This window comes from Serinicoccus sp. CUA-874 (genome assembly GCF_001942225.1).
Taxonomy (GTDB): Bacteria; Actinomycetota; Actinomycetes; order Actinomycetales; family Dermatophilaceae; genus Ornithinicoccus; species Ornithinicoccus marinus.
This window is the reverse complement of sequence record NZ_MKJZ01000033.1, coordinates 297,191-317,179: the sequence shown is the minus strand read 5'-3', so window position 1 is coordinate 317,179 and position 19,989 is coordinate 297,191. Positions and strand designations below refer to the sequence as shown.

Sequence of the window (19,989 nt, the reverse complement as noted above, 5' to 3'; positions counted from 1 at the left end):
CCCGACGACGGCCGACGGGCACGACGGCCACCCGGGCCTGCGCGACTTTCGCGAATCAGCGTTCGCTGCTGAACCGCCACTGCGTCGTGGACGCGAACCTCTCACCCGGCCGCAGGATGACCGAGGGGAAGTGCGCGTGGTTGACCGCGTCGGGGTAGCCCTGCGTCTCCAGCGCGACCCCCGCGTAGTGGCCGTAGGGCCGCCCCGAGGTCCCGACGATGCTCCCGTCGAACTGCGCGCCGGTGTAGACCTGCACCCCGGGGCGGTCGCTCCAGACCTCCAGAGTCAGCCCCGAGCCGCCGACGAGCCGGGCGTGCCGGCGCAGTCCCTCGCCACACACGACGAAGTGGTGGTCGATGCCGCCCGCGATCTGCGCCTGCTCGTCCGGCGGCGGAGGGAGGAGGGTGGACAGCTCGACGGGCAGGCGCAGGTCGAAGGCGGTGCCCGCCACCGGGCGGATCTCGCCGGTGGGGATCTGGTCGGGGCGGGTGGGCAGGAAGGCGTCCGCGTCCACGCTCAGCAGGTGGCCGGTGACCTCGCCCGTGTCCTCGCCCTCGAGGTTGACGTAGCCGTGGTGGGTGAGGTTGAGCGGGGTCGGCGCCGTGGTCGTGGCGGCGTAGTCGAGCGCAACCGTGCCGCCCGCGAGCGTGTAGGTGAGGCTCACCCCGACCTCGCCGGGGAAGCCCTGGTCGCCGTCGGGCGACACCAGGGTCCAGGTCGCGTGCTCGGGACCGGCGTCGGCCAGGGTCCATTCGCGCGCGTCGAAGCCGTCCGGCCCGCCGTGCAGCGCATTGGGCCCGTCGTTGGCGGGGATCTCGTGCGTCGTCCCGTCGAGGGTGAACCGCCCCTGGTCGATCCGGTTGCCGACCCGCCCGATCACGGCGCCGAGATACCCGCCCACCTCCCGGTATGCCGTCCCGCTCGGGTGGCCGAGGGCGATGTTGGTGCCGTGCACCTCGAGTCTGGCGACGGCCGCCCCGGTGCTCACCAGCTCCAGGCGCAGGACGTCGTTCTCGAGGGTCAGGGTCCGCGGCGTGGCAGTCATCGGGCTCCTCCGGTCGGCCGCAGGAACCTTACCGCCCGGTGTGCTGGCGTGCTTCGTGGCCATTCACGGCGCCCGGTGGGGCTGGGGGCGACCATTCGCGGCGCCCGGTGAGGGCAGGGGCGACCATTCGCGACGCTCGGTGGGAGTGAAGGCTCAGGGCAGGGGCGCCGGCGCGGGCGGCCCGACATACTCCGCGGCGGGCCGGATGATCCGCGGGTCCCGCGTCTGCTCGAGGATGTGCGCGCCCCACCCGACAACCCGGGCGGTCGCGAAGGTCGGCGTGAACATCTCGCGCGGGATGCCGCACTGCTCCATGACGACTCCGGCGTAGTACTCGACGTTGGTGTGCAGCTCACGGCCCGGCTTGAGCTCGGCGAGGGCCTCGATGACCTCCTGCTCGACCTGCACGGCGAGCGAGGCGAGCGGGCCGCCGAGCTGCACGGCATACTCCCGCAGCAGTGCCGCCCGGGGGTCCATGGTGCGGTAGACGGGGTGACCGAAGCCCATGATCCGCTCGCCGGCGGTGACCCGCTCGCGCACCCACTCGCGCGCCCGGTCCGGCGTGCCGATCTCGTCGAGGGCGTCGAGCGCCCGGTCGGGTGCTCCGCCGTGCAGCGGCCCGGAGAAGGTGCCGAGGGCGGCGCACACCGCGGCCGCGACGTCCGCACCCGCCGACGTCACCACGCGGGCGGTGAAGGTCGAGGCGCTGAAGCCGTGGTCGACCGTGCTGATGAGGTATGCCGTGACCGCCTCCGCGTGCTCGGGTGCCGGCTCCTGCCCGGTGAGCATCCACAGCCAGCTGCCGGCGGCGCCGAGGTCGGGGCGGGGCTCGAGCGGCGGCATACCCGCGCGCAGCCGGAAGAGCGCCGCCTGCAGCACCGGGACCGCGCCGACGAGCCGGAGCACGCCGCCCGAACCTGCTCATGGGTGGCGCCGTAGGTGGCGGGGAAGTCCTCCACCGAGCCGAGCAGCGACACCGCCGTGCGCAGCCGGGCGAGCGACGCACGGTCCGGGCCCGAGCGGGCGATGGCCAGCAACTGCTCGAGCAGCTCGTGGGGGAGCATCGAGGCGGCGGCGAGCTCGTCGGCGAAGGCGCGTGACTCCGCCGCGTCGGGCAGGTGCCCCTCGATCATGAGGTGGACGACGTCCTCGAAGGACCGGTGCCGTGCCAGGTCGAGCGCGGAGTACTCCCGGAAGTGGTAGAAGCCCTCCTGCCCCTCGACACCCCCGGTGCGGGTGCGGGCGACGACGAGGCCCTTGAGGCCGGGCGGGGCGTGCTGCACGGTGCTGGTCATGAGGGGAGACTGCCGCTAGGTTGATCGGGTGTCAACGTTGATCGGATCAATGTGAGCGGGCCGGTCGCGCTGCTGACCACGGCGCAGGCGGCCGACTACCTCGGGGTCAAGGTGCAGACGGTGTATGCCTACGTCAGCCGTGGCGTGCTGACGCCGGTGCGGCGCGAGCCGGGGGTGGGCAGCCTCTTCGACGTCGAGGAGGTGAGCGCGCTCGCGGGCCGTCCTGGGCGCTCCGGGCACCGGGGGAGCCGCGGCGTGGGGCGCGCCACCAGCGATGACGTGCGAACCCGGATCACGCAGCTCGGGCCGGGGTCGCTCGCCTACCGGGGTCACGACGTGCGAGACCTGGCGGGGTCGCGGACCTTCGAGGAGGTGCGCGACCTGCTCACCGGCGTGCCGCTCGCCGACGCCTCCGGGGCGTCGGACGGAAGCGGTGCCCGGTCGGGTGAGGGACCGGACGGGAGGGGTATCCGGTCGGGGGTGCTCGCGGCGCTGCCTGAGGGGACGCCGTCGCTCGACCGCATGAAGCACGCCGTGCTCCTCGCGGCGCAGGACGACCTGGGCCGGCACGACCGCAGCGCCGAGGGGTTCGCGGCGGCCGGGGCCCGGGCTGCGGCAGCGATGGCCGGCTCGCTCGCGTCATCCGGCGCCGGTCCGGCGCGGGCCAGCTCTGCGCCGAGCGCTGCGTGCGGGTCGGACCCGTCCACGGGGTCACCGGGGGCGGGTGCGCTCGCGGCGGGTGCGCTCGCGGAGGCGCTGCGGGCATACCTCGACCTGCCGAGTGACCTGCTCGACGTGGCGCTGGTGCTGCTGGCCGACCACGACCTGGCGGTGTCGACGACGGCCGTGCGGGTCGCCGTGTCGGCGGGTAGCGATGCCTACTCGGGGCTGCTCGCGGGGCTTGCCGCCGCCGACAGCCCGCTGCACGTCGGCGCGTCGATGCGCGCTGTCGACTGGCTGCGGCCGGCGCTGCAGGACCCTCGCTCCGCCCTCGACGCCGCGCTCACCGGCGGGCCGCCGCCCGGCTTCGGCCACGTCGTCTACACCGAGCAGGACCCGCGGGCCCAGCTGCTGCTGGAGCGGATCCTGCCCGGCGCTGCCCCGGAGGTTCGTGCTTCGCTGGAGCTGCTGGAGGGCGAGCTGCTCGAGCGACGTGGCTGGGTCCTCACCGTCGACGTCGCACTCGCGCTGCTCACCCTGGAGCACGGCCTGCCACGCGACGCCGGCGCCGTGATCTTCGCCTGCGCCCGCACCGCCGGCTGGACCGCGCACGCGATCGAGGAGCTCGCGGAGCCCGGCATGCGCTTCCGGCTGCGCGGGATCTACACCGGACCGCGTCGGCCCTGACAGCTCCGTCCCCGGAGGTCCGACGACACCTTTCTCAGCGGGTCGTGCGCCCGAGCCAGTTGGCCAGCCGCTCGGTGGGGCCGGCGTCGGAGGCCGGCTGGACCGGCGCGTCGAAGGGGATCCAGTCCTCGGGCCGCGTCTCCGCGGGAAGGAACTCCTTGATCATCGGCAGCACCTGCTCGGACACCTCGGCCAGCGCCTCGCCGTCCTGGCCGGTGGCGACGCGAGATCCCACCCGTGCACGAGGTGCTCCTGCACGTAGCCGCCCAGCACCGCGCGGCCCGGCATGGTGCCCCACGGCGGCGAGAGCTCGGAGTCCATCACCGCGTCGTCGGCCCACGCGTCCTGGGCCCGGCGCACGGCGTCGCGGAACCCCGCGGAGATGTCCTTCGGCAGCGGGATGGCGACCGGCTCGTCGTCGACGGTGCCCTTCTCGGGCAGGACCGCGACGCGGTGCTCGACGGCGAAGAGGTGCTCGACGAGCTCTGCGACGTTCCACTGCGCGCACGGCGTCCGGGTCTGCATCTGATCGGCGCGCACGCCGTCCACGAGGTCCGCCACCCATTCCTGGGTGCGTGCCAGGACGGGGCGCAGGTCGGGCTGCTGGGCCATGGTCGTCTCCTTCGTCTCGGTGTCGGGAGGTCCCCCGATGCACCGAGTCTCGACCGGTATACCTGACACCTGGTGTCACCTTTCCGTGCCATTCTCGACCCGTGCGCACCGAACGCCTGCTCCAGCTCGTGGGGCTGCTGCGCGCCCACGGGAGGCTCAGCGCGACCGAGCTCACGCGTCGCCTGGAGGTGAGTCGCCGCACCGTCATGCGCGACGTCGAAGCCCTCTCGCTCGCCGGCGTCCCGGTGTATGCCGAGCGCGGGCGGGGCGGCGGCTACGCCCTGCTCCCCGGCTACCGGCCCGACGTCGAGGAGCTGACCGACGCCGAGTCGCGCGCCCTCTTCGTCGCCGGCGGCGCGGGGGTGGCGGACGCGCTCGGGATGGGGCAGGACTACGCGACCGCGCTCCGCAAGCTGGCGACGGGTCTGCCCCAGCGCCGCACGGGCGACATCGGCCACGCCCTGGAGCGCGTCGTGGTCGACCCGGGCGGGTGGTCGGGCAGTCGGCACCAGCCGGCGCGGCTGCGCGAGCTGATGGCGGCGGTCGAGGCGGACCGCCGGATCAGGGCGTTCTACCGCGCGGCGTCCTCGGGCTGGAGCGGGCGACGCACGCTGGACCCCTGGGGCCTGGTCCTCGCCGGGCAGAGCTGGTACCTCGTCGCCGCCCACCGCGGGCGCCCGCACACCTACCGGGTGGACCGCTTCGAGCGGCTGGAGGTGCTGGACGCGCAGGCCCGCCGGCCGGCAGGGCTGGACCTGCTGGCGACCTGGCACGAGCTGCGGGACACCTGGCAGCAGCGCCCGAGCACGCCGGTGACGCTGCGGGTGCGGGCCGACCAGGCCGACCTCGCGTGGCGGCAGCTCGCGATGGTGCTCCGCGGACCCGTCGAGCGGACCGACGACGGACCCGGGCACGTGCTGTTGCGGGCCCCGGTCGGCTCGCTGCGCGGCCTGGTCGGGATGATGGCCGGCTTCGGCTCATGGGTGCAGGTGGTCGAGCCCCCGGAGGCGGTGGCGCTCATGCGCGAGGTCGCGCGGGAGGTGCTGCAGGCACACCCGGCAGAGTCGACCAGCTGACGGTGCAGGGCGCCGCCCACGGCGGGCCGGGCCGTGCCGTCATCGGTCGGTATGCTCGGACCCACGGCGGCGCTGCACCGCCGAGCCCGACCCGCCCCCAGCCGGCCGGTCACCGGGGCGAAGGGGAGCGGATCCTCGCAGGCGAGAGACGGCATACCTGTCTGGAACCCGCAGCAGGATCGGCCGCGGCTGGGGCGACGATCCGGGAGCGAGTGACATGACGACCGATGCCGACCTCAAAGCCCGGGTGCGTGAGCGGATGGCCCGCACCGGCGAGAACTACACGACCGCCCGCGCGGCGCTGCTCGCTGCCCCACCGCCCCGCGCCCTCGTGGTGGAGACCGACCTCGCCGCGGACCGGGCCGTGGGCTCCTTCTTCGACGGCGAGCGGCTGCGCTCCATCCCCACCCGGCGACGGTCCCGGGCGGCCGTGCTCATGGAGCTGCTCACCCGCTTCGAGCGGGGCCGCGAGTATGCCGAGCGCGAGGTCAACGCGATCCTCGCCACCGCGCACGACGATGTCGCCTCGCTGCGTCGTGAGCTCGTCGACTACCGGTGGTTCACCCGGGCCGACGGCGTCTACCGGGTGGCCGACGAGGTGCCGCAGCGCCACCCCAACGAGGCCCAGGAGGTGCCGACCGACGAGGTCGCCCGGCTCGCCCGGGTGCCGAGGGCAGCGGCCCGGCACACCCCCACCCGGGACTGACCACGGGATAGCACGACCTCCATCGGCGAACGTCCCGATGGAGGTCAGGCTAGGCCGACGTCGGTCCGGCCGCGGGGTGCCCGGAAGCTCGCCCCGTGGGGCTGCTGGAACGGGGGACAACCCCACCGCGGTCCGGTGGCGACCCCGATGGCCGCCACCCCGCGGCGCGCCTAGCGTGGTGGTCATGGCTTCTGCACCCGCCCTCGCCCGTCCCCGCCACGACCGCGTCATCGCCGGCGTCTGCGCCGGCCTCGGCCGCCGCTTCGGCATGAGCCCGACGCTCGTCCGGGTCCTGTTCGTGCTGTCCTGCCTGCTCCCTGGCCCACAGATCCTGGCCTACCTCGTGCTCTGGGTGGTCATGCCGTCCGAGTGACCGTGCCACGTGCGTGGCATACTGGTGGCATGGCACGGGTGAGGATCAGCACGACCGTCGACGCCGCCCTGCTGGCGCGGGCGCGAGCGCTGGGCACGGGCACCACCGAGTCCTCGCTCGTGGAGCGGGCGTTGACAGCGCTGCTCCGTGAGCACCGTGCCGCGCAGATCGACCGCGAGTATGCCGAGGGCTATGCCCGGCTGCCCGCGGACGTCGCCGACGAGTGGGGAGACGTGCCGGCCTTCCTCGACGCCGCGAGCCGGAGCTGACAGTGGACCTGCCCGAGCGCGGCGAGGTCTGGTGGGCCGACGTCGAGGTGGGCGCCCGCCCGGTGGTCGTGCTCAGCCGCGACGCCGCGATCCGTGGCCGTCGACGCAGCATGGTCGCGGCCTGCAGCACCACGGTCCGCGGCCTCCCCAGCGAGGTGCGGCTGGAGCCTCAGGACGACCCAGTCTCCACCTCCTGCGTGGTGCAGCTCGACGCTGTGGTCGACGTCGCGACCCAGGTGCTGACCCACCGTCTCGGACGCCTCGGCTCCGCCCGGATGAGCCAGGTCTGCCGCGCCCTCGCCGTCGCCACCGGCTGCGAGGGGCCAGCATGAGGAACCCGGTCCACCACATCGAGCTCTGGACCCACGACCTCGACCAGGTCGAGGCGTCCTTCGGGTGGCTGCTGCCCCGGCTGGGCTGGGCGGCCGACCACGACCCGGCGTGGCCGCAGGGGAGGGTGTGGCGTCACGCCAGCGGCGCCTACGTCACCCTGGAAGAGTCGCCTGCCGTCACCGGCCCGCACGACCGGATGCGCGCCGGGCTCAACCACCTCGCCCTGTGCGTCGAGGACCGCCCGACGCTGGACGCCCTGCGTGCGGAGGCCGCCGGCCATGGCTGGTCCGAGCTCTTCGCCGACGCCTACCCGCACGCGGGCGGCCCCGGGCATACGGCGCTCCTCGTGGAGAACGTGCAGGGTTTCGAGCTGGAGATCGTCGTAGCCTGAGCCCTGCTGCCCGACCCCGACCGTGAGGAGACCCGCGTGCCCCTCTACCGCAAGGACGGCCGGTCCGTGCTGTTCGTCCACGTCCCGAAGACGGGTGGCACCTCGGTCGAGCACCTCTTCCGCGCCAACGGCTGGCAGCAGTCCTTCTTCGACGCGAAGTACGGCCCCGGCACCCGCAACGCCCTGATGTGGTGCGGCCCGCAGCACCTCCACGGGGAGCCGCTGCAGCAGCTCTTCCGGGTCGAGCGCTTCGACCTCGTCTTCACCGTCGTCCGCGACCCGGTGGCCCGCTTCCGCTCGGAGTATGTCTGGCGGCACCGCAAGAAGGACGAGGTCGACCTGGGCGGCCGCGCGGTCCAGCAGTGGTTCGAGCGGGTGCAGAAGCGTTACGCGAAGAACCCCTACCTCTTCGACAACCACGTCCGGCCGCAGCACGAGTTCCTCGTCCCCGGCACGACGGTGGTGCGACTCGAGGACGGTCTCAGCGCCGCGATGAGGCGGCTCAGCCGGGAGCACGACCTCGGGCTGGAGGGCGGTCCGGAGCAGTTCAAGGACAGCAGCACCGGCCCGCGCCGCTCGGCCGACGTCGAGATCACGAGGGGCACCCGCCGGATGATCCGTCGCTTCTACCGCGGCGACTTCCGCGAGCTCGGCTACCCCAAGCCCTGACCGTCCACCCTCACGACAAAGGCACGAGCTCCCGGGCACCGAGCACGAGCGCGGCGACGCACACCAGCCAGAAGATCCCGAACCACACCGTGCCCGGCACCCCCGTCAGCCGGGCGAGCTGGTCGACGTCGCTCCCGCGCGCCCCCCGGCGCCGCTGCCGCTGCACCTCGACCACGGCCCGTGGCGCGGCGAGCAGGACCGACCACACGACGAGGTATGCCGCCGCGGACAGCACCGTGCCCGTCGCCGACCACGACAGCAGCGCGACGCTGGCCCCGGTCGCGGCGACCACCCACAGCCCGTAGAGGTTGCGGATGAGCACGAGCATGAGCGCGCAGGTGAGCACGAGCGCCCAGAGCAGGCCGGCGGCATACCCCTGGCCCAGCAGCAGCGCCCCACCGAGGCCGACGAGCGCCGGTGCGGGGTAGCCGGCGAGCACCGTCGCCACCATCCCCGGGCCGCGGGGCCGCCCGCGCGAGACGGTGACCCCGGAGGTGTCCGAGTGCAGCTGGATGCCGGTCAGCCGCCGGCCCACGAGCGCGGCGACCAGGGCGTGCCCCGCCTCATGGACCAGGGTGACCAGGTGTCTCACCAGGCGATAACCCGCCGGGCTCCACGTCAGCAGCAGCGCGAGCACTCCCAGGAGCAGGCTGACCTGCCACGGCAGCGGCGGCTGCGTGGTGGTCGCCCGGTCCCACAGGTCGAGGAGCACGCAGGTGAGCGTGCCAGAGGAGGCTGAGCGGTTGCGGGGAGCGTGGGCCGGGTCCAGGCTGGATTTCCCACCCCCGACACAGGAGTCGAGAGCCATGGCAGAAGGAAATCGCGTCGTCGTCTACACCGGCCCGGGGGAGGTGGCCGTGGAGTCGGTTGACTACCCCAAGCTCGAGATCCCCGGGGAGGTCGCCGACCACTTCGGGATCGCGAAGGCCGCCCCGCACGCGGCGATCCTCAAGCTCGTCACCACCAACATCTGCGGCTCGGACCAGCACATGGTGCGCGGCCGCACCACCGCCCCGGTCGGCCAGAGCCTGGGCCACGAGATCACCGGCGAGGTGGTGGAGAAGGGCGACGACGTGCTCTTCGTCGACGAGGGCGACATCTGCTCGGTGCCGTTCAACATCGCCTGCGGCCGCTGCCGGATGTGCCACGAGGGGCATACCGGTGTCTGCCTCAACGTCAACCCCGCCCGTGCCGGCGCCGCCTACGGCTACGTCGACATGGCGGCTGGGTCGGCGGGCAGGCGGAGTACGTCATGATCCCCTACGCCGACTTCAACCTGCTGAAGTTCCCGGACCGGGACCAGGCGCTGGAGAAGATCCTCGACCTCACGATGCTCAGCGACATCTTCCCGACCGGCTACCACGGCGCCTACACCGCCGGGGTGACCACCGGGTCGACGGTGTATGTCGCGGGCGCCGGTCCGGTCGGCCTCGCGGCGGCGCACGCCGCGCAGCTGCTCGGCGCGGCCGTCGTGATGGTGGGCGACATGAACGCCGACCGGCTCAAGCAGGCGGAGAGCTTCGGCTGCGTCGGACTCGACCTGTCCTCCGGCGGTGAACTCGTGGACCAGATCGAGGCGGTGGTCGGAGAGCGCGAGGTCGACGCGGCCGTCGACGCCGTCGGGTTCGAGGCCCGGGGCCACGGCGAGGGCGCGGACGAGGCGCCGGCCACGGTGCTCAACGACGCGATGACGGTGACCCGCGCGGCCGGCGGGATCGGCATACCCGGCCTCTACGTCACCGGTGACCCGGGCGCTGTCGACGACGCCGCCAAGGAGGGCACGCTCGGTGTCCGCCTCGGTCTGGGCTGGGCCAAGTCGCACCACTTCACCACAGGTCAGTGCCCGGTCAAGCGCTACAACCGGCAGCTGATGAACATGATCCTGCACGACAAGGCCCAGATCGCGAAGGCCGTCAACGCCCAGACGATCAGCCTGGACGACGCGCCGCGCGGCTACGCAGAGTTCGACCAGGGCGCGGCGACGAAGTACGTCATCGACCCGCACGGCATGGTCGCCTGACCCTGCCCTGACACCTCAGGATGTCCGCGGCGGACACCGCCTGTCCGCCGCGGGCACTACTGTCCTGTCATGAGCGATGCACCTCCCTGGGAGCCCCCGGTCGCGGGCGACGAGATCGGCCACCTCCTCGGCGCGCTGGACCGGCAGCGCATGACGTTGTGGTGGAAGGCCGAGGGCCTCGACGCCGCGGGGCTGAGCGCCCGGGTGGGGGCCTCGTCCCTCACCCTCGGCGGGCTGCTCAGGCACCTCACCGGCGTCGAGGTGACGGCCGGGACCTGGCGGATGGACGGCTCCTCGCCCGGCAGCCCGTGGACCGACGTCGACTGGGAGGCCCAGCCGGACTGGGACTTCACCAGCGCCGCGGACGACAGCCCCGAGCAGCTCTACTCGGGCTATGTCGAGGCCGTGGCCGCGACGCGGGCCCGGCAGCGGGCCTACATCGAGGAGCACGGCCTGGATCACATCATCGAGTGGGGCAAGCAGTGGGGCGTCGACATGAGCCTGCGCCGGATGCTTTTCGACATCCTCGAGGAGTATGCCCGGCACACCGGCCACGCGGACCTGCTGCGCGAGGCGGTCGACGGCCGGGTGGGTGAGTACCCACCGCCGGACTGGGCGCCGCCCGCGGAGTGGACCTGAGGTGGCCTACGACGAGGGGCTGGCGCAGCGCATCCGCGACCTGCTCGCGGGGGAGCCGGGGGTCACCGAGAAGGCGATGTTCGGCGGTCTGGCCTTCCTCGTCGACGGGCGCATGGCGGTCGCGGCCACGGGGGACCAGGGGGTGATGATCCACGTCGAGGAGGCGATGGCGCGCGAGCTGTGCGCCCGTGAGGGCATCGCGCCCATGGAGATGCGCGGCCGTCCGATGCGGGAGTGGGTGCGCAGCGAGGACGTCGGGGCGGACGACCACCTGCTGGAGGAGATGGTGTGGATGGGGGTCGGGTGGGCGCGGGCGCAGCCGCCGCGGTGAGTCCCGGCCGCGACGTGGTGCACCGGCTCTCCCGCCGGGACGCCCGGCGCATCGCGGTGCGCGCCCAGCTGCTGACGGCGCAGCGGCCCGGCGACGTCGTGGAGACGGTGCGTGAGCTCACCCTGCTGCAGATCGACCCGGTCAAGGCGGTGGCCCCGGCCCAGCACCTCGTGCTGTGGAGCCGGCTCGGCAGCGCCTACGACCCGGGCGAGCTGGACCGGCTGCTGGCCGAGCGCACCCTCGTGGAGATCCTCGGCTTCGTCCGGCCGGGCGAGGACGTCGCGCTCTACCGCGCCGAGATGGAGCGGTGGCCGACCCCGTCGCGGCGGGACGGCTCGCTGCGCCCCTGGCAGGAGTCGAACGCCCGGTGGGTCGAGGCCAACGACCGGGCCCGGCGCGAGATCCTGGTTCACCTGGAGGCCGAGGGGCCAACCCCCACCGGCGCGCTCCCGGACGCGACCGAGGTGCCCTGGCGCTCCAGCGGGTGGACCGACGACAAGAACGTCCAGCGGCTGCTCGACTTCATGGTCGCCCGCGGGGAGGTCGCCGTCTCGGGCCGCGAGGGAGGGCAGCGTCTCTGGGACCTGGCGCAGCGGGTCTACCCTGACGTTCCCACGCTGCCGCTGGAGCAGGCGCGGGCCGAGCAGGACGCCCGCCGGCTCGCGGCCCTGGGCCTGCTGCGCTCCCGGGGTCCGGAGTGCCCGGTCGAGCCGGGCGACGCGCGCGTGGCCGGGGAGGAGGCGACCATCGACGGGGTCACGGGGACCTGGCGGGTGCACCCGGCATACCTCGACCCGGACGACCGCTTCACCGGGCGCGCGGCGCTGCTGTGCCCGATCGACCGGTTGGTCTTCGACCGCGACCGGATGGCCGACCTCTTCGCCTTCGACTACGTGCTGGAGATGTACAAACCGAAGGCCAAGCGGCGGTTCGGCTACTACGCGCTGCCCGTGCTCGACGGCGACGAGCTGGTCGGCAAGCTCGACGCCACCGCGGAGCACAAGCGCGGGGTGATGCGGGTCGACGCCCTGCACGAGGACGGCGACTGGAGCGCGGCGCGGCGCGAGCGGGTGGTCGCCCAGGTCCACGACCTGGCCACCTGGCTGGGGCTCGACCCCGAGCTGCCCGCCCACCTCGGCGGGTGACGGGTATGCACTTGGTCAACTGGACTAAGTCCATGACATCGGACATGGTGGTCAACGTCCATGAGGCCAAGACCCATCTGTCGAGGCTGCTGGAGCAGGTGAGCGCCGGCCGGCGGGTGACGATCGCGCGGGCCGGCACGCCGATCGCCGACCTGGTCCCGCACCACGAGACCGAGCTGGTCCTCGGGACCCTCGAGCTCGACTACTCGGACGAGCCTTCCATGAGGCCGACGACGAGGTTGCCAGGCTGCTCGGTTCGCTGTGACCCGCGCCCTGCTGGACACCCACGTCCTGCTCTGGCTGTTGACCGACGACGCGCGCCTGGGTGGAGCTGCGCGAGCGGTGTTGGAACGCGCCGAGTCGGTGCTCGCTTCGACTGCGAGCCTGTGGGAGTTGTCGATCAAGCACTCCCTCGGCACGTTCCCCGACCCGGGGCCACTCGTCCCGGCGATCGAGCAGGCAGGCATGCGGCTCGTCGCGATCGAAGCCGAGCAGGTCCTGGGGGTCCGATCGAGCCCGCTCCGGCACCGTGCCCCGTTCGACCGCCTGCTGCTGGCCCAGGCCCAGTCCCTGGGGGCGACGTTCATGACGGCGGACGAGCAGATCCTTGCGGCTGGGGTGGCAGGTGTCCTCGACGCCGGGACCGAGGGCCCTGGCGGCACCTGACGACGGCAGGCGCTGGAGTAGCATCGTCGCGTCGCGGTTCGACCCCCTCCGGAGGGTCGTCGCAAGAGGGAACCAGGTGCGAGTCCTGGACTGCCCCGCAGCGGTATGTGGGAACGAGCGCGTCACGAAGCACTGGGCGGATGTGCCTGGGAAGCGACGCCGGTAGGTGCCTTGCACGAGGCGAGCCCGCGAGTCCGAAGACCTGCCGTGACCGCAGGGCCTGCCCGGGCCCGGTGCCCGACGAGCTCGCGAGGGATGAGCACGGATGACCGACACGCATACCCCCAACGACCCCACCACCCCTGCACCCGGCCTGGTCGAGCGCCTCGACGAGGGCCCGGTGATCTGCGCCGAGGGCTTCCTCTTCGAGCTCGAGCGGCGCGGCTACCTCACCGCTGGGGAGTTCGTCCCCGAGGTGGCCCTGGAGTTCCCCGACGCGCTGCGGGCGCTGCACCGTGACTTCCAGCGCGCAGGCAGCGACATCGTCGAGGCGTTCACCTACAACGGCCACCGCGAGAAGATGCGGGTCATCGGCAAGGAGGAGCTGCTGGAGCCGCTCAACCGGGCTGCCCTGCAGATCGCCCGGTCCGTGGCCGACGAGTTGCCCGGCAACCTCGTGGCCGGCAACATCTCCAACAGCAACCTGTGGGACCCGAGCGACCCCGACGCCCAGCGCGAGGTGCGCTCGATGTTCGAGGAGATGGTCGGGTGGGCCGTCGAGGAGGGCGCCGATCTCATCGTCGGCGAGACCTTCTACTACGCCGGCGAGGCGCAGGCCGCGCTGGAGATCGCGAAGGCCAGCGGCCTCCCCGTGGTCCTCACCGTCGCGCCGATGGCCGGCGAGCAGATGCGCGACGACGTCGGGATCGTCGAGGTGTGCCAGCGGCTGGAGCAGGCTGGCGCCGACGTCGTGGGCATGAACTGCTTCCGCGGCCCGGCCACGATGCTGCCGTGGCTGCGGCAGATCCGGGAGGCCGTGAGCTGCCACGTCGCTGCGCTGCCGGTCCCCTACCGCACCACGGACGCCGAGCCCACCTTCTTCAACCTCACCGACGACAACGGTGTGATGGTGCCCTCGCCGCACGGCCGCACCTTCCCGACCGCCCTGGACCCGCTGTCCTGCAACCGCTACGAGGTCGGGGCCTTCGCCGCCGAGGCCTTCGCGCTCGGCATCAACTACCTCGGCGTGTGCTGCGGCGCCTCCCCCATGCTCGTGCGCCAGGTCGCCGAGGCGGTCGGCCTGACCACCGAGGCCAGCCGGTTCTCGGAGAACATGCAGAACCACTTCATGTATGGCGACAACGTCCGGCTGCCGGAGCACATCAAGGCGCTCGGCGGGACCGCGTGACGCCTGCCGGCAAGGCGCCGGAGGAGTCGCGGCTCACCCTGTCGCAGATCATGGGTGCCACCGACACCAACCTCCTCGGGACGGTGCACGGCGGTGTCCTCATGCGCCTGGCCGACTCGCTCGCCGGCGTCGTCACCGCACGTCACAGCGGTGGCCCGACCGTCACCGTGGCCATCGACGAGATGGTCTTCGTCACCCCGGTCCAGGTCGGCGACGTGCTGCACCTGCACTCCCAGGTCAACTGGGCGGGGACGAGCTCGATGGAGGCCGGGGTGCGGCTCATGGCCGACCGGTGGGACCGCACCGACCCGCCGATCCACGTCGCGAGCGCCTACCTCGTCTTCGTCGCGGTCGACGAGGAGGGCAGCTCGCGCCAGGTCCCCCCGCTGCTGCCGCAGACCGAGGAGGAGCGGCGGCGCTTCCGGGAGGCGGAGATCCGGCGTTCGCACCGCCTCGCGCGCCGCGACGCCATCGTGAGTTCGCGTGCGATCGACCCGGAGCCGGCGCAGGGGTAGCGGGGTTCGTCCCGCCGACACGCCCGTCCGGATCGGCTCCAGCGTTCACGTGAACGCTGGAGCCGTTGGCGATGGGCGCGTCGCCGGGACGAAGCGGCTGCCGGGGCGCTGGAAGGGCTCGGAGGTGGCCCAGGGGGTATGCCGCCGACCTCACCGACGGGTGGGCCGTCGGTGGCGGCCTCAACGGTGGCTATCTGCTGGCCGTCAACGGCAACGCCCTGCGGGCAGCCAACCCGACGAAGCCGGACCCGATCTCGATGTCGGCGTACTACCTCTCGGCCTCGGTCGCCGGCCCGGCGACCGTGCAGACCCGCACCGTGCGCGAGGGCCGGAGCACCACCACCGTCGCGGCCGACCTGGTCCAGGGCGAGGAGGTGCCCATCACCGCGCTGGCGACCTACGGCGACCTCTGCCGGCTCGCCGACGAGGTCGCCACGACCGCCGACGGGCTCGTCCTGCCCCCGCCCGAGGAGTGCGTGCCGAACACGATGGCACCCGAGGAGCTGCGCCGGTTCGCGCCGCTCATGGACCGCTTCGAGATGCTCTTCGACCCGGCCTACGCCGGCTGGGCGGTGGGTGAGCCGAGTGGTCGCGGCGCGCTGCAGGCGTGGTTCCGCCTGAAGGAAGGGCGCGAGCCGGACCCGGGCTCGCTGCTCACCGTCGTCGACGCGCTGCCCCCGGTGACCTTCGACCTCGGCCGGACGGGGTGGGCGCCGGCCATGGAGCTCACCGCGCACGTCCGCGCGGTGCCGGCACCCGGCTGGCTGCGGGTGCGGCACGCGACCCGCACCATCGCGGGCGGGATGTTCGAGGAGGACTGCGAGGTCTGGGACTCCGCCGGTCGCCTCGTCGCGCAGTCCCGCCAGCTCGCCCGGGTCCCGCGTTAGGTGTGCCGACCGGGGCGCCGGGCCAAGGGGTGGCAGGCGCCGCCCGACGGCGCGGCCCCAGGCATACCCAAGACTTGGTGACCGTTTCGGTAACGGTGCATGATGGTCCTATGTCGCCCGGTCCCTTCCTGCTCGGCCTGTCGCTGGGCGGGCGCCGGGTCGTCGCGGTCGGCGGGGGAGCCGTGACCGTGCGCCGCGTGCGCGACCTGCTCGACGAGGGCGCCGTGGTCGAGGTCGTCGCGCCGCAGGTGGCGCCCGAGCTCTCGGCGTGGGCGGAGCGCGGGGAGATCACCTGGACCCCGCGCCGGTATGCCGGTGCCCCCGACCTCGACGGCGCCTTCCTCGTGCACACCGCGACCGGCGACGCCGGGACCGACCGGCGCGTGGCCGCCGACGCCGAGGCGACGCAGACGTTCTGCGTCCATGCCGGTGACGCGGCGGCCGGCAGCGCCCAGGTCCCGGCCCGGGCCGTCGTGCCGACGCCCACCGGAGAGGTGCGGGTCGCCGTCCACGCCGGCGGCGACCCGGCCCGTGCTGCCGCCGTGCGCAGCGGGCTCGAGGAGCACCTGACCAGCGGCGTCGTCAACCTGCGGGGCCGCCGCCCGCACGGCGGCTGGGTCGCGCTCGTCGGCGCCGGACCGGGCGACGAGCAGCTGCTCACCCGCCGCGCCGCGACGCTCCTGGCCGCCGCCGATGTCGTCGTCACCGACCGGCTCGTGCCCCGCGCCCTCCTCGCCCGCCTCCCGGAGAGCACGCGCGTCGTCGACGTGGGCAAGTCGCCGCACCACCACCCGGTGCCGCAGCACGAGATCAACCGGATCCTCGTCGAGGAGGCGCTCCGGGGCCGGGGCGTGGTGCGCCTCAAGGGCGGGGACCCCTACGTGCTGGGACGTGGCGGCGAGGAGCGGGCCGCCTGCGAGGCCATGGGGCTCGCCGTCGAGGTCGTGCCCGGCATCACCAGCGCGGTCTCGGTGCCGGCCGCGGCGGGCATCCCCGTCACCCACCGCGGCCTGGCCCGCGGCTTCACCGTCGTGACCGGCCACGAGGAGCTGCCCGGCCTCCCGACCGGCGGCGACCACACGCTCGTCGTGCTCATGGGCGTCGCCGGGCTGCGCGAGACCGCCGCCCGGCTGGTCCGGGCGGGGCGTCCCGCGAGCTGCCCGGTCGGCATCGTCGAGAACGGCTGGACCCCGCAGCAGCGGGTCACCCTGGGCACGCTCGCCGACATCGCGGACCGCGCCGAGCGCGTCGGCGTCGCCTCGCCTGCCGTGGTCGTCGTCGGCGACGTCGTCACCCTGGCGCACGGGTGGCCGGCCCGGGCGGAGGGCGCCGGGGCGGTCGCGTGAGCCGGCCGCTCGTCGTCGCCGCGCACGGCACCGCGAGCCCCGAGGGGCAGGCGGTCGTGCGTGCCTGCGCCGCCCGAGCGGGCGAGGTGCTGGGTATGCCCGCCCCTCCCGTCGTCGGCTTCGTCGACGTCTGCGGGCCGACCCTCGCGGAGGTCCTCGTGGGCCTCGAGGACCCCGTCGTCGTCCCCTTCTTCCTCGCCTCGGGATACCACGTCAACCACGACGTGCCCGCGGCGCTCGCCGACGTCCCGGGCGCGACGGCGACCCCGGCGCTCGGGACCGCCGACGAGGTCGTGCAGGCCCTGGCCGCCCGGGTGCGCGAGACGCTGCCCGCGGGGGAGTCGCCCGACGCCGTCCTCGTCCTCGGCGCCGGGAGCAGCGACGACCACGCGCGGGGCGAGGTCGCGACGGTCGCCCAGCGGGTCGCGGAGGACCTCGGCTGCGCGGCCGGCACTGCCTTCCTCAGCGGACCCGGCCCCCGCCCCGAGGAGGAGCTGGCCCGGCTGCGGGAGGACGGGCATACCCGGGTCGCGGTCGCCGCGCACCTGCTCTCCCCGGGTTTCTTCCTCGACAAGGCGCACGCGGTCGCCGACGCCGCCGGCGTTTCCCGGACCCAGCCGCTGGCCACCCACGACCTGTTGGCACGCCTCGTCGCCCGGCGCTACCGGGAGGCGCGGCTCCCAGACGTGGGTCCGAGGAGCTCCTAGAGCGCTCTCCCGGCGACCAGTCGCCGACCCTAGGACGGGTCCGTGAGTGCTGCACGCCGATCGGGGACGGAGCGACGACCGACACTGGATCAGGTCGCCCGGTATGCCGGGGTGTCCCGCGCGACCGTCTCCCGGGTCGTCAACCGGGCGAGCACCGTGGACCCCGCGCTGCGCGAGGTCGTCGAACATCGGGTCGGTCGAGGCCCGCTGAGTGGCCCCTCCCTGCGACCGGACACCCCTGGTGTGCACCTCCCCGGACGGAGACCAGTGGGGCCGGTCGCCGGATGGCGGAAACCAGGGCTGTCCGGTCTGGCAAAGTCAAGCACGCTTGACACTCTCGTTCTTGTCAAGCACACTTGACACATGAGTACCCGAGCGCTGTGGATCGTCGCGGGCCTGTGCGCCGTCGTGGGCATGGCCCTGCTCTACCTCGTCACCGATCCGGCGTTCTGGGTGCAGCTGCTCGGCATCTGGCTCGTCGCCGGGCCCCTCGGCATCGCGCTCAACCTCACCCTGGGCCGGCGCAGACGCGAGCGCCGGGAGGACTCCCCGGACAGCATCGAGCACCAGGCAGCCATGGCCGCTCGCAGCGACACCTTCGAGGTCTCGCTGATCCTGGTGCTCCTGCTCCTGCTCGCCCTGGTGGTGGCACCGGGCCAGCTGCCCTGGCTCTGGGCGCTGCTGTGCCTGACGGTCATGCTGGCGACCTTCTGGGTGCGCTACACCGTGCGGCTGGACCGGCTGCGTGGCTGAGACCACGAGCATCCTGCGCGCGCTGCGCACCGAGCGCGGGTGGAGTCAGGCGACCCTGGCCGAGCAGGTCGGTGTCTCCCGGCAGACCGTCAACGCCATCGAGACCGGCCGCTTCGACCCGAGCCTGCCGCTGGCCCTGCGGATCGCGCAGCTCCTGGACCTCCCGGTGGAGGAGATCTTCGCGCTCGCCGACCGCTGACCAGCACCCGTGTGCAGGACGGTGTGTCACATCCGTGGTCCCGGCGACGCATGTGACACCACGTCCCGCACAAGCATCACCTCAGCAGTCGCTGCGCGGAGCGCACGTCGGGTCCCAGGCGCGCGAGCTCGGCGACGAGGTCCTCGCCGGCAGCCATCAGGGCGTCGTCGCTCACCGGCTCGAGCGCGTCGAGGATGAAGAGGGCGGCAGTGGTGTCGTCGGTCAGCGCGGTGCGCCGCGTCTGCCGCCAGTTCCACCGCCGGCAGGTCACCCCCTCGTCGTCGCGCCAGACGACCTCGCCGGGCAGCGGGTGCTCGACGGCGGCCTCACCGGAGGCCAGGGTCTCGAAGTGCTCGTCCCCGGCCGCGCGCACCAGCCGGGGCGGACCGGCATACCGGTCCAGGTCCTCGCCGCCGAGCGGGATCTGGTGCTGCACCGAGACCGCGTTGTAGAGGTCGGTGAGGCGGTTGACCCGCGGCAGCCCGCCCTCGACCCGACGCAGCAACGCCTCCAGGCTGGGGCGGGTGCGCTGCGGCTTGGCGCCGAACGCCCGGTATGCCTCCCGCCACGCCGCGACGTGCGGCAGGTCCAGCAGGTCGGCTTCGGCCATCGCCTCGGACGCCGCGGCCTCGGCACGCCGGAGCCGCGCCTCGCTGTGCTCGTCAGCCGGCGCCGGCACGATGCCCACGGCGACGACAAGCAGCGCGCGGTAGTCGGGGCGCAGCCGACGCACCTCCGCCTCGATCTCCGCGTCGGCCAGGAATCCCTCGAGGTCGTGTCCGCCCATACTCGCATCCTGCCCCACCTTCGAGGTGCCGGACCGAGGACGGTGTGTGACTCTGGGAGACCACCGCTCAGCTCGACGACGCGAGGAGCCTCATGCTCGCCATGCTCGACCGGGAGGGCACCGTCGCGGGTCCCGGCTTCAACCGCTGGTTCGTCCCCCCTGCAGCGCTCGCCGTGCACCTGTCCATCGGTCAGGTGTATGCCTTCAGCGTCTTCAACTTCCCGCTCGAGGAGCGCTTCAGCGCCTCCGCGACCGCGGTCTCCATCATCTTCTCGATCTCCATCGTCATGCTCGGGCTCTCCGCCGCGATCCTCGGCACCTGGGTCGAGCGCAGCGGCCCGCGCAAGACGATGGCCGTGGCGGCGGCGCTCTGGGTCGCCGGCTTCCTCGTCTCCGCGCTCGGCATCGCCACCGGGCAGCTGTGGATCGTCTACCTCGGCTACGGCGTGCTCGGCGGCATCGGCCTGGGGCTGGGCTACATCTCAGCGCCGGTCTGCTCTACGGCGTGGGCGAGACCATCGCCCGCGTGA

The 19,989-nt window shown here is 73.5% G+C and carries 27 protein-coding genes, 3 pseudogenes and 1 riboswitch; of the genes and pseudogenes, 23 read left to right on the top strand and 7 right to left on the bottom strand.

The window, feature by feature from the left end; genetic code table 11:
• Window positions 1-55 precede the first annotated feature (55 nt).
• The 3 genes and pseudogenes from BJF80_RS10515 to BJF80_RS20840 all read right to left on the bottom strand — a co-directional run.
• A complete protein-coding gene (locus BJF80_RS10515) occupies window positions 56-1,045 on the bottom strand; it encodes an aldose epimerase family protein (RefSeq protein WP_075813422.1) in 990 nt (329 codons plus the stop codon).
• A 153-nt stretch (window positions 1,046-1,198) separates the two neighbouring features.
• Window positions 1,199-1,924 carry a citrate/2-methylcitrate synthase gene (locus BJF80_RS20845; protein WP_269087401.1) on the bottom strand — a complete coding sequence of 242 codons (726 nt, stop codon included), beginning with the start codon at window positions 1,922-1,924 and terminating at the stop codon, window positions 1,199-1,201.
• A 122-nt stretch (window positions 1,925-2,046) separates the two neighbouring features.
• Window positions 2,047-2,340: pseudogene (locus BJF80_RS20840) on the bottom strand (citrate/2-methylcitrate synthase); the annotation flags it as partial.
• A 51-nt stretch (window positions 2,341-2,391) separates the two neighbouring features.
• Between BJF80_RS20840 and BJF80_RS10505 the strand changes: the two are divergent.
• Window positions 2,392-3,687, top strand: coding sequence for a citrate synthase (locus BJF80_RS10505; protein ID WP_083673605.1), 1,296 nt, complete (start codon window positions 2,392-2,394; stop codon window positions 3,685-3,687).
• A gap of 34 nt (window positions 3,688-3,721) precedes the next feature.
• Here BJF80_RS10505 and BJF80_RS18865 read toward each other — a convergent pair whose 3' ends face one another.
• Together BJF80_RS18865 and BJF80_RS10500 are read right to left on the bottom strand one after the other, a co-directional pair.
• Complete coding sequence (locus BJF80_RS18865) at window positions 3,722-3,874, bottom strand: hypothetical protein (protein ID WP_158068521.1); 153 nt, start codon at window positions 3,872-3,874, stop codon at window positions 3,722-3,724.
• A complete protein-coding gene (locus tag BJF80_RS10500; protein WP_083673604.1) occupies window positions 3,850-4,299 on the bottom strand; it encodes a TIGR03086 family metal-binding protein in 450 nt (149 codons plus the stop codon). Before BJF80_RS10500 ends, BJF80_RS18865 begins: the two co-directional genes overlap by 25 nt.
• A gap of 101 nt (window positions 4,300-4,400) precedes the next feature.
• Between BJF80_RS10500 and BJF80_RS10495 the strand changes: the two genes are divergently transcribed.
• The 7 genes from BJF80_RS10495 (at window position 4,401) to BJF80_RS10465 (ending at window position 8,116) form a co-directional block, all read left to right on the top strand.
• Window positions 4,401-5,375: a helix-turn-helix transcriptional regulator gene (locus BJF80_RS10495; RefSeq protein ID WP_075813420.1), complete on the top strand. Its 975-nt coding sequence runs from the start codon at window positions 4,401-4,403 to the stop codon at window positions 5,373-5,375.
• Window positions 5,376-5,592: 217 nt separating this feature from the next.
• Complete coding sequence (locus BJF80_RS10490; protein ID WP_075813418.1) at window positions 5,593-6,081, top strand: DUF2087 domain-containing protein; 489 nt, start codon at window positions 5,593-5,595, stop codon at window positions 6,079-6,081.
• A 184-nt stretch (window positions 6,082-6,265) separates the two neighbouring features.
• Window positions 6,266-6,454 carry a PspC domain-containing protein gene (locus tag BJF80_RS10485; RefSeq protein WP_075813590.1) on the top strand — a complete coding sequence of 63 codons (189 nt, stop codon included), beginning with the start codon at window positions 6,266-6,268 and terminating at the stop codon, window positions 6,452-6,454.
• 29 nt (window positions 6,455-6,483) lie between these two features.
• Window positions 6,484-6,723 (top strand): type II toxin-antitoxin system CcdA family antitoxin, encoded by a 240-nt coding sequence (locus BJF80_RS10480; RefSeq protein ID WP_075813416.1) that lies wholly within the window; start codon window positions 6,484-6,486, stop codon window positions 6,721-6,723.
• Window positions 6,724-6,725: 2 nt separating this feature from the next.
• Window positions 6,726-7,055: a type II toxin-antitoxin system PemK/MazF family toxin gene (locus BJF80_RS10475; RefSeq protein WP_075813414.1), complete on the top strand. Its 330-nt coding sequence runs from the start codon at window positions 6,726-6,728 to the stop codon at window positions 7,053-7,055.
• Window positions 7,052-7,447 (top strand): VOC family protein, encoded by a 396-nt coding sequence (locus BJF80_RS10470; protein ID WP_075813412.1) that lies wholly within the window; start codon window positions 7,052-7,054, stop codon window positions 7,445-7,447. The genes BJF80_RS10475 and BJF80_RS10470 overlap by 4 nt, the downstream gene beginning before the upstream one ends.
• 36 nt (window positions 7,448-7,483) lie before the next feature.
• Window positions 7,484-8,116: a sulfotransferase family 2 domain-containing protein gene (locus BJF80_RS10465; protein ID WP_075813411.1), complete on the top strand. Its 633-nt coding sequence runs from the start codon at window positions 7,484-7,486 to the stop codon at window positions 8,114-8,116.
• A 10-nt stretch (window positions 8,117-8,126) separates the two neighbouring features.
• On the opposite strand, the gene BJF80_RS10460 is transcribed toward BJF80_RS10465, so the two are convergent.
• Window positions 8,127-8,828, bottom strand: coding sequence for a M50 family metallopeptidase (locus BJF80_RS10460; RefSeq protein ID WP_075813588.1), 702 nt, complete (start codon window positions 8,826-8,828; stop codon window positions 8,127-8,129).
• 94 nt (window positions 8,829-8,922) lie between these two features.
• Between BJF80_RS10460 and fdhA the strand changes: the two are divergent.
• The 14 genes and pseudogenes from fdhA to BJF80_RS10390 all read left to right on the top strand — a co-directional run bounded on the left by fdhA (window position 8,923) and on the right by BJF80_RS10390 (window position 18,672).
• Window positions 8,923-10,136 (top strand): annotated as a pseudogene (gene fdhA, locus BJF80_RS10455) (formaldehyde dehydrogenase, glutathione-independent).
• Between the two features lie 69 nt (window positions 10,137-10,205).
• Window positions 10,206-10,775: a mycothiol transferase gene (locus tag BJF80_RS10450; RefSeq protein WP_075813409.1), complete on the top strand. Its 570-nt coding sequence runs from the start codon at window positions 10,206-10,208 to the stop codon at window positions 10,773-10,775.
• 1 nt (window position 10,776) lies between these two features.
• A complete protein-coding gene (locus tag BJF80_RS10445; protein ID WP_075813407.1) occupies window positions 10,777-11,106 on the top strand; it encodes a TfoX/Sxy family protein in 330 nt (109 codons plus the stop codon).
• Window positions 11,064-12,251, top strand: a complete 1,188-nt coding sequence (locus BJF80_RS10440) for a DNA glycosylase AlkZ-like family protein (RefSeq protein ID WP_237767541.1) — start codon at window positions 11,064-11,066, stop codon at window positions 12,249-12,251. Before BJF80_RS10445 ends, BJF80_RS10440 begins: the two co-directional genes overlap by 43 nt.
• A 5-nt stretch (window positions 12,252-12,256) precedes the next feature.
• Window positions 12,257-12,367: pseudogene (locus tag BJF80_RS19340) on the top strand (type II toxin-antitoxin system Phd/YefM family antitoxin); the annotation flags it as partial.
• 145 nt (window positions 12,368-12,512) lie between these two features.
• The gene (locus BJF80_RS10430) at window positions 12,513-12,917 is read left to right on the top strand and encodes a type II toxin-antitoxin system VapC family toxin (RefSeq protein ID WP_075813405.1); all 405 of its coding nucleotides are present in this window, start codon (window positions 12,513-12,515) and stop codon (window positions 12,915-12,917) included.
• A 17-nt stretch (window positions 12,918-12,934) separates the two neighbouring features.
• Window positions 12,935-13,141, top strand: a riboswitch (cobalamin riboswitch).
• Window positions 13,142-13,182: 41 nt separating this feature from the next.
• The gene (locus tag BJF80_RS10425) at window positions 13,183-14,265 is read left to right on the top strand and encodes a homocysteine S-methyltransferase family protein (protein WP_075813403.1); all 1,083 of its coding nucleotides are present in this window, start codon (window positions 13,183-13,185) and stop codon (window positions 14,263-14,265) included.
• Window positions 14,262-14,780, top strand: a complete 519-nt coding sequence (locus BJF80_RS10420; RefSeq protein ID WP_022923582.1) for an acyl-CoA thioesterase — start codon at window positions 14,262-14,264, stop codon at window positions 14,778-14,780. Before BJF80_RS10425 ends, BJF80_RS10420 begins: the two co-directional genes overlap by 4 nt.
• A 71-nt stretch (window positions 14,781-14,851) precedes the next feature.
• Entirely contained in the window at window positions 14,852-15,667 is an 816-nt protein-coding gene (locus tag BJF80_RS10415) for a thioesterase family protein (RefSeq protein ID WP_075813401.1), read from the top strand.
• 110 nt (window positions 15,668-15,777) lie between these two features.
• Entirely contained in the window at window positions 15,778-17,013 is a 1,236-nt protein-coding gene (gene cobA, locus BJF80_RS10410; RefSeq protein WP_075813399.1) for a uroporphyrinogen-III C-methyltransferase, read from the top strand.
• A complete protein-coding gene (locus tag BJF80_RS10405) occupies window positions 17,010-17,720 on the top strand; it encodes a sirohydrochlorin chelatase (protein ID WP_075813584.1) in 711 nt (236 codons plus the stop codon). Before cobA ends, BJF80_RS10405 begins: the two co-directional genes overlap by 4 nt.
• 42 nt (window positions 17,721-17,762) lie before the next feature.
• Window positions 17,763-18,080 (top strand): LacI family DNA-binding transcriptional regulator, encoded by a 318-nt coding sequence (locus BJF80_RS21185; protein WP_083673601.1) that lies wholly within the window; start codon window positions 17,763-17,765, stop codon window positions 18,078-18,080.
• A gap of 3 nt (window positions 18,081-18,083) precedes the next feature.
• The gene (locus BJF80_RS10395) at window positions 18,084-18,473 is read left to right on the top strand and encodes a hypothetical protein (protein WP_075813397.1); all 390 of its coding nucleotides are present in this window, start codon (window positions 18,084-18,086) and stop codon (window positions 18,471-18,473) included.
• Window positions 18,466-18,672, top strand: coding sequence for a helix-turn-helix transcriptional regulator (locus tag BJF80_RS10390; protein ID WP_075813395.1), 207 nt, complete (start codon window positions 18,466-18,468; stop codon window positions 18,670-18,672). The genes BJF80_RS10395 and BJF80_RS10390 overlap by 8 nt, the downstream gene beginning before the upstream one ends.
• Before the next feature lie 76 nt (window positions 18,673-18,748).
• Here the strand turns inward: BJF80_RS10390 and BJF80_RS10385 are convergent, their stop codons facing one another.
• Window positions 18,749-19,459 carry a B3/B4 domain-containing protein gene (locus tag BJF80_RS10385; protein WP_075813393.1) on the bottom strand — a complete coding sequence of 237 codons (711 nt, stop codon included), beginning with the start codon at window positions 19,457-19,459 and terminating at the stop codon, window positions 18,749-18,751.
• Window positions 19,460-19,551: 92 nt separating this feature from the next.
• On the opposite strand from BJF80_RS10385, the gene BJF80_RS10380 reads away from it, so the two are divergent.
• On the top strand, window positions 19,552-19,989 hold the full coding sequence (locus BJF80_RS10380) for an MFS transporter (RefSeq protein WP_083673600.1): 438 nt from the start codon (window positions 19,552-19,554) through the stop codon (window positions 19,987-19,989).

Bases quoted from the DNA above. Each gene is read 5' to 3' on its own strand.
- BJF80_RS10515 (WP_075813422.1), bottom strand. From the start codon at position 1,045: ATGACTGCCACGCCGCGGACCCTGACCCTCGAGAACGACGTCCTGCGC.
- BJF80_RS10500 (WP_083673604.1), bottom strand. From the start codon at position 4,299: ATGGCCCAGCAGCCCGACCTGCGCCCCGTCCTGGCACGCACCCAGGAA.
- BJF80_RS10490 (WP_075813418.1), top strand. From the start codon at position 5,593: ATGACGACCGATGCCGACCTCAAAGCCCGGGTGCGTGAGCGGATGGCC.
- BJF80_RS10485 (WP_075813590.1), top strand. From the start codon at position 6,266: ATGGCTTCTGCACCCGCCCTCGCCCGTCCCCGCCACGACCGCGTCATC.
- BJF80_RS10480 (WP_075813416.1), top strand. From the start codon at position 6,484: ATGGCACGGGTGAGGATCAGCACGACCGTCGACGCCGCCCTGCTGGCG.
- BJF80_RS10470 (WP_075813412.1), top strand. From the start codon at position 7,052: ATGAGGAACCCGGTCCACCACATCGAGCTCTGGACCCACGACCTCGAC.
- BJF80_RS10450 (WP_075813409.1), top strand. From the start codon at position 10,206: ATGAGCGATGCACCTCCCTGGGAGCCCCCGGTCGCGGGCGACGAGATC.
- BJF80_RS10425 (WP_075813403.1), top strand. From the start codon at position 13,183: ATGACCGACACGCATACCCCCAACGACCCCACCACCCCTGCACCCGGC.
- BJF80_RS10415 (WP_075813401.1), top strand. From the start codon at position 14,852: ATGGGCGCGTCGCCGGGACGAAGCGGCTGCCGGGGCGCTGGAAGGGCT.
- cobA (WP_075813399.1), top strand. From the start codon at position 15,778: ATGTCGCCCGGTCCCTTCCTGCTCGGCCTGTCGCTGGGCGGGCGCCGG.
- BJF80_RS10395 (WP_075813397.1), top strand. From the start codon at position 18,084: ATGAGTACCCGAGCGCTGTGGATCGTCGCGGGCCTGTGCGCCGTCGTG.
- BJF80_RS10385 (WP_075813393.1), bottom strand. From the start codon at position 19,459: ATGGGCGGACACGACCTCGAGGGATTCCTGGCCGACGCGGAGATCGAG.
- BJF80_RS10380 (WP_083673600.1), top strand. From the start codon at position 19,552: ATGCTCGCCATGCTCGACCGGGAGGGCACCGTCGCGGGTCCCGGCTTC.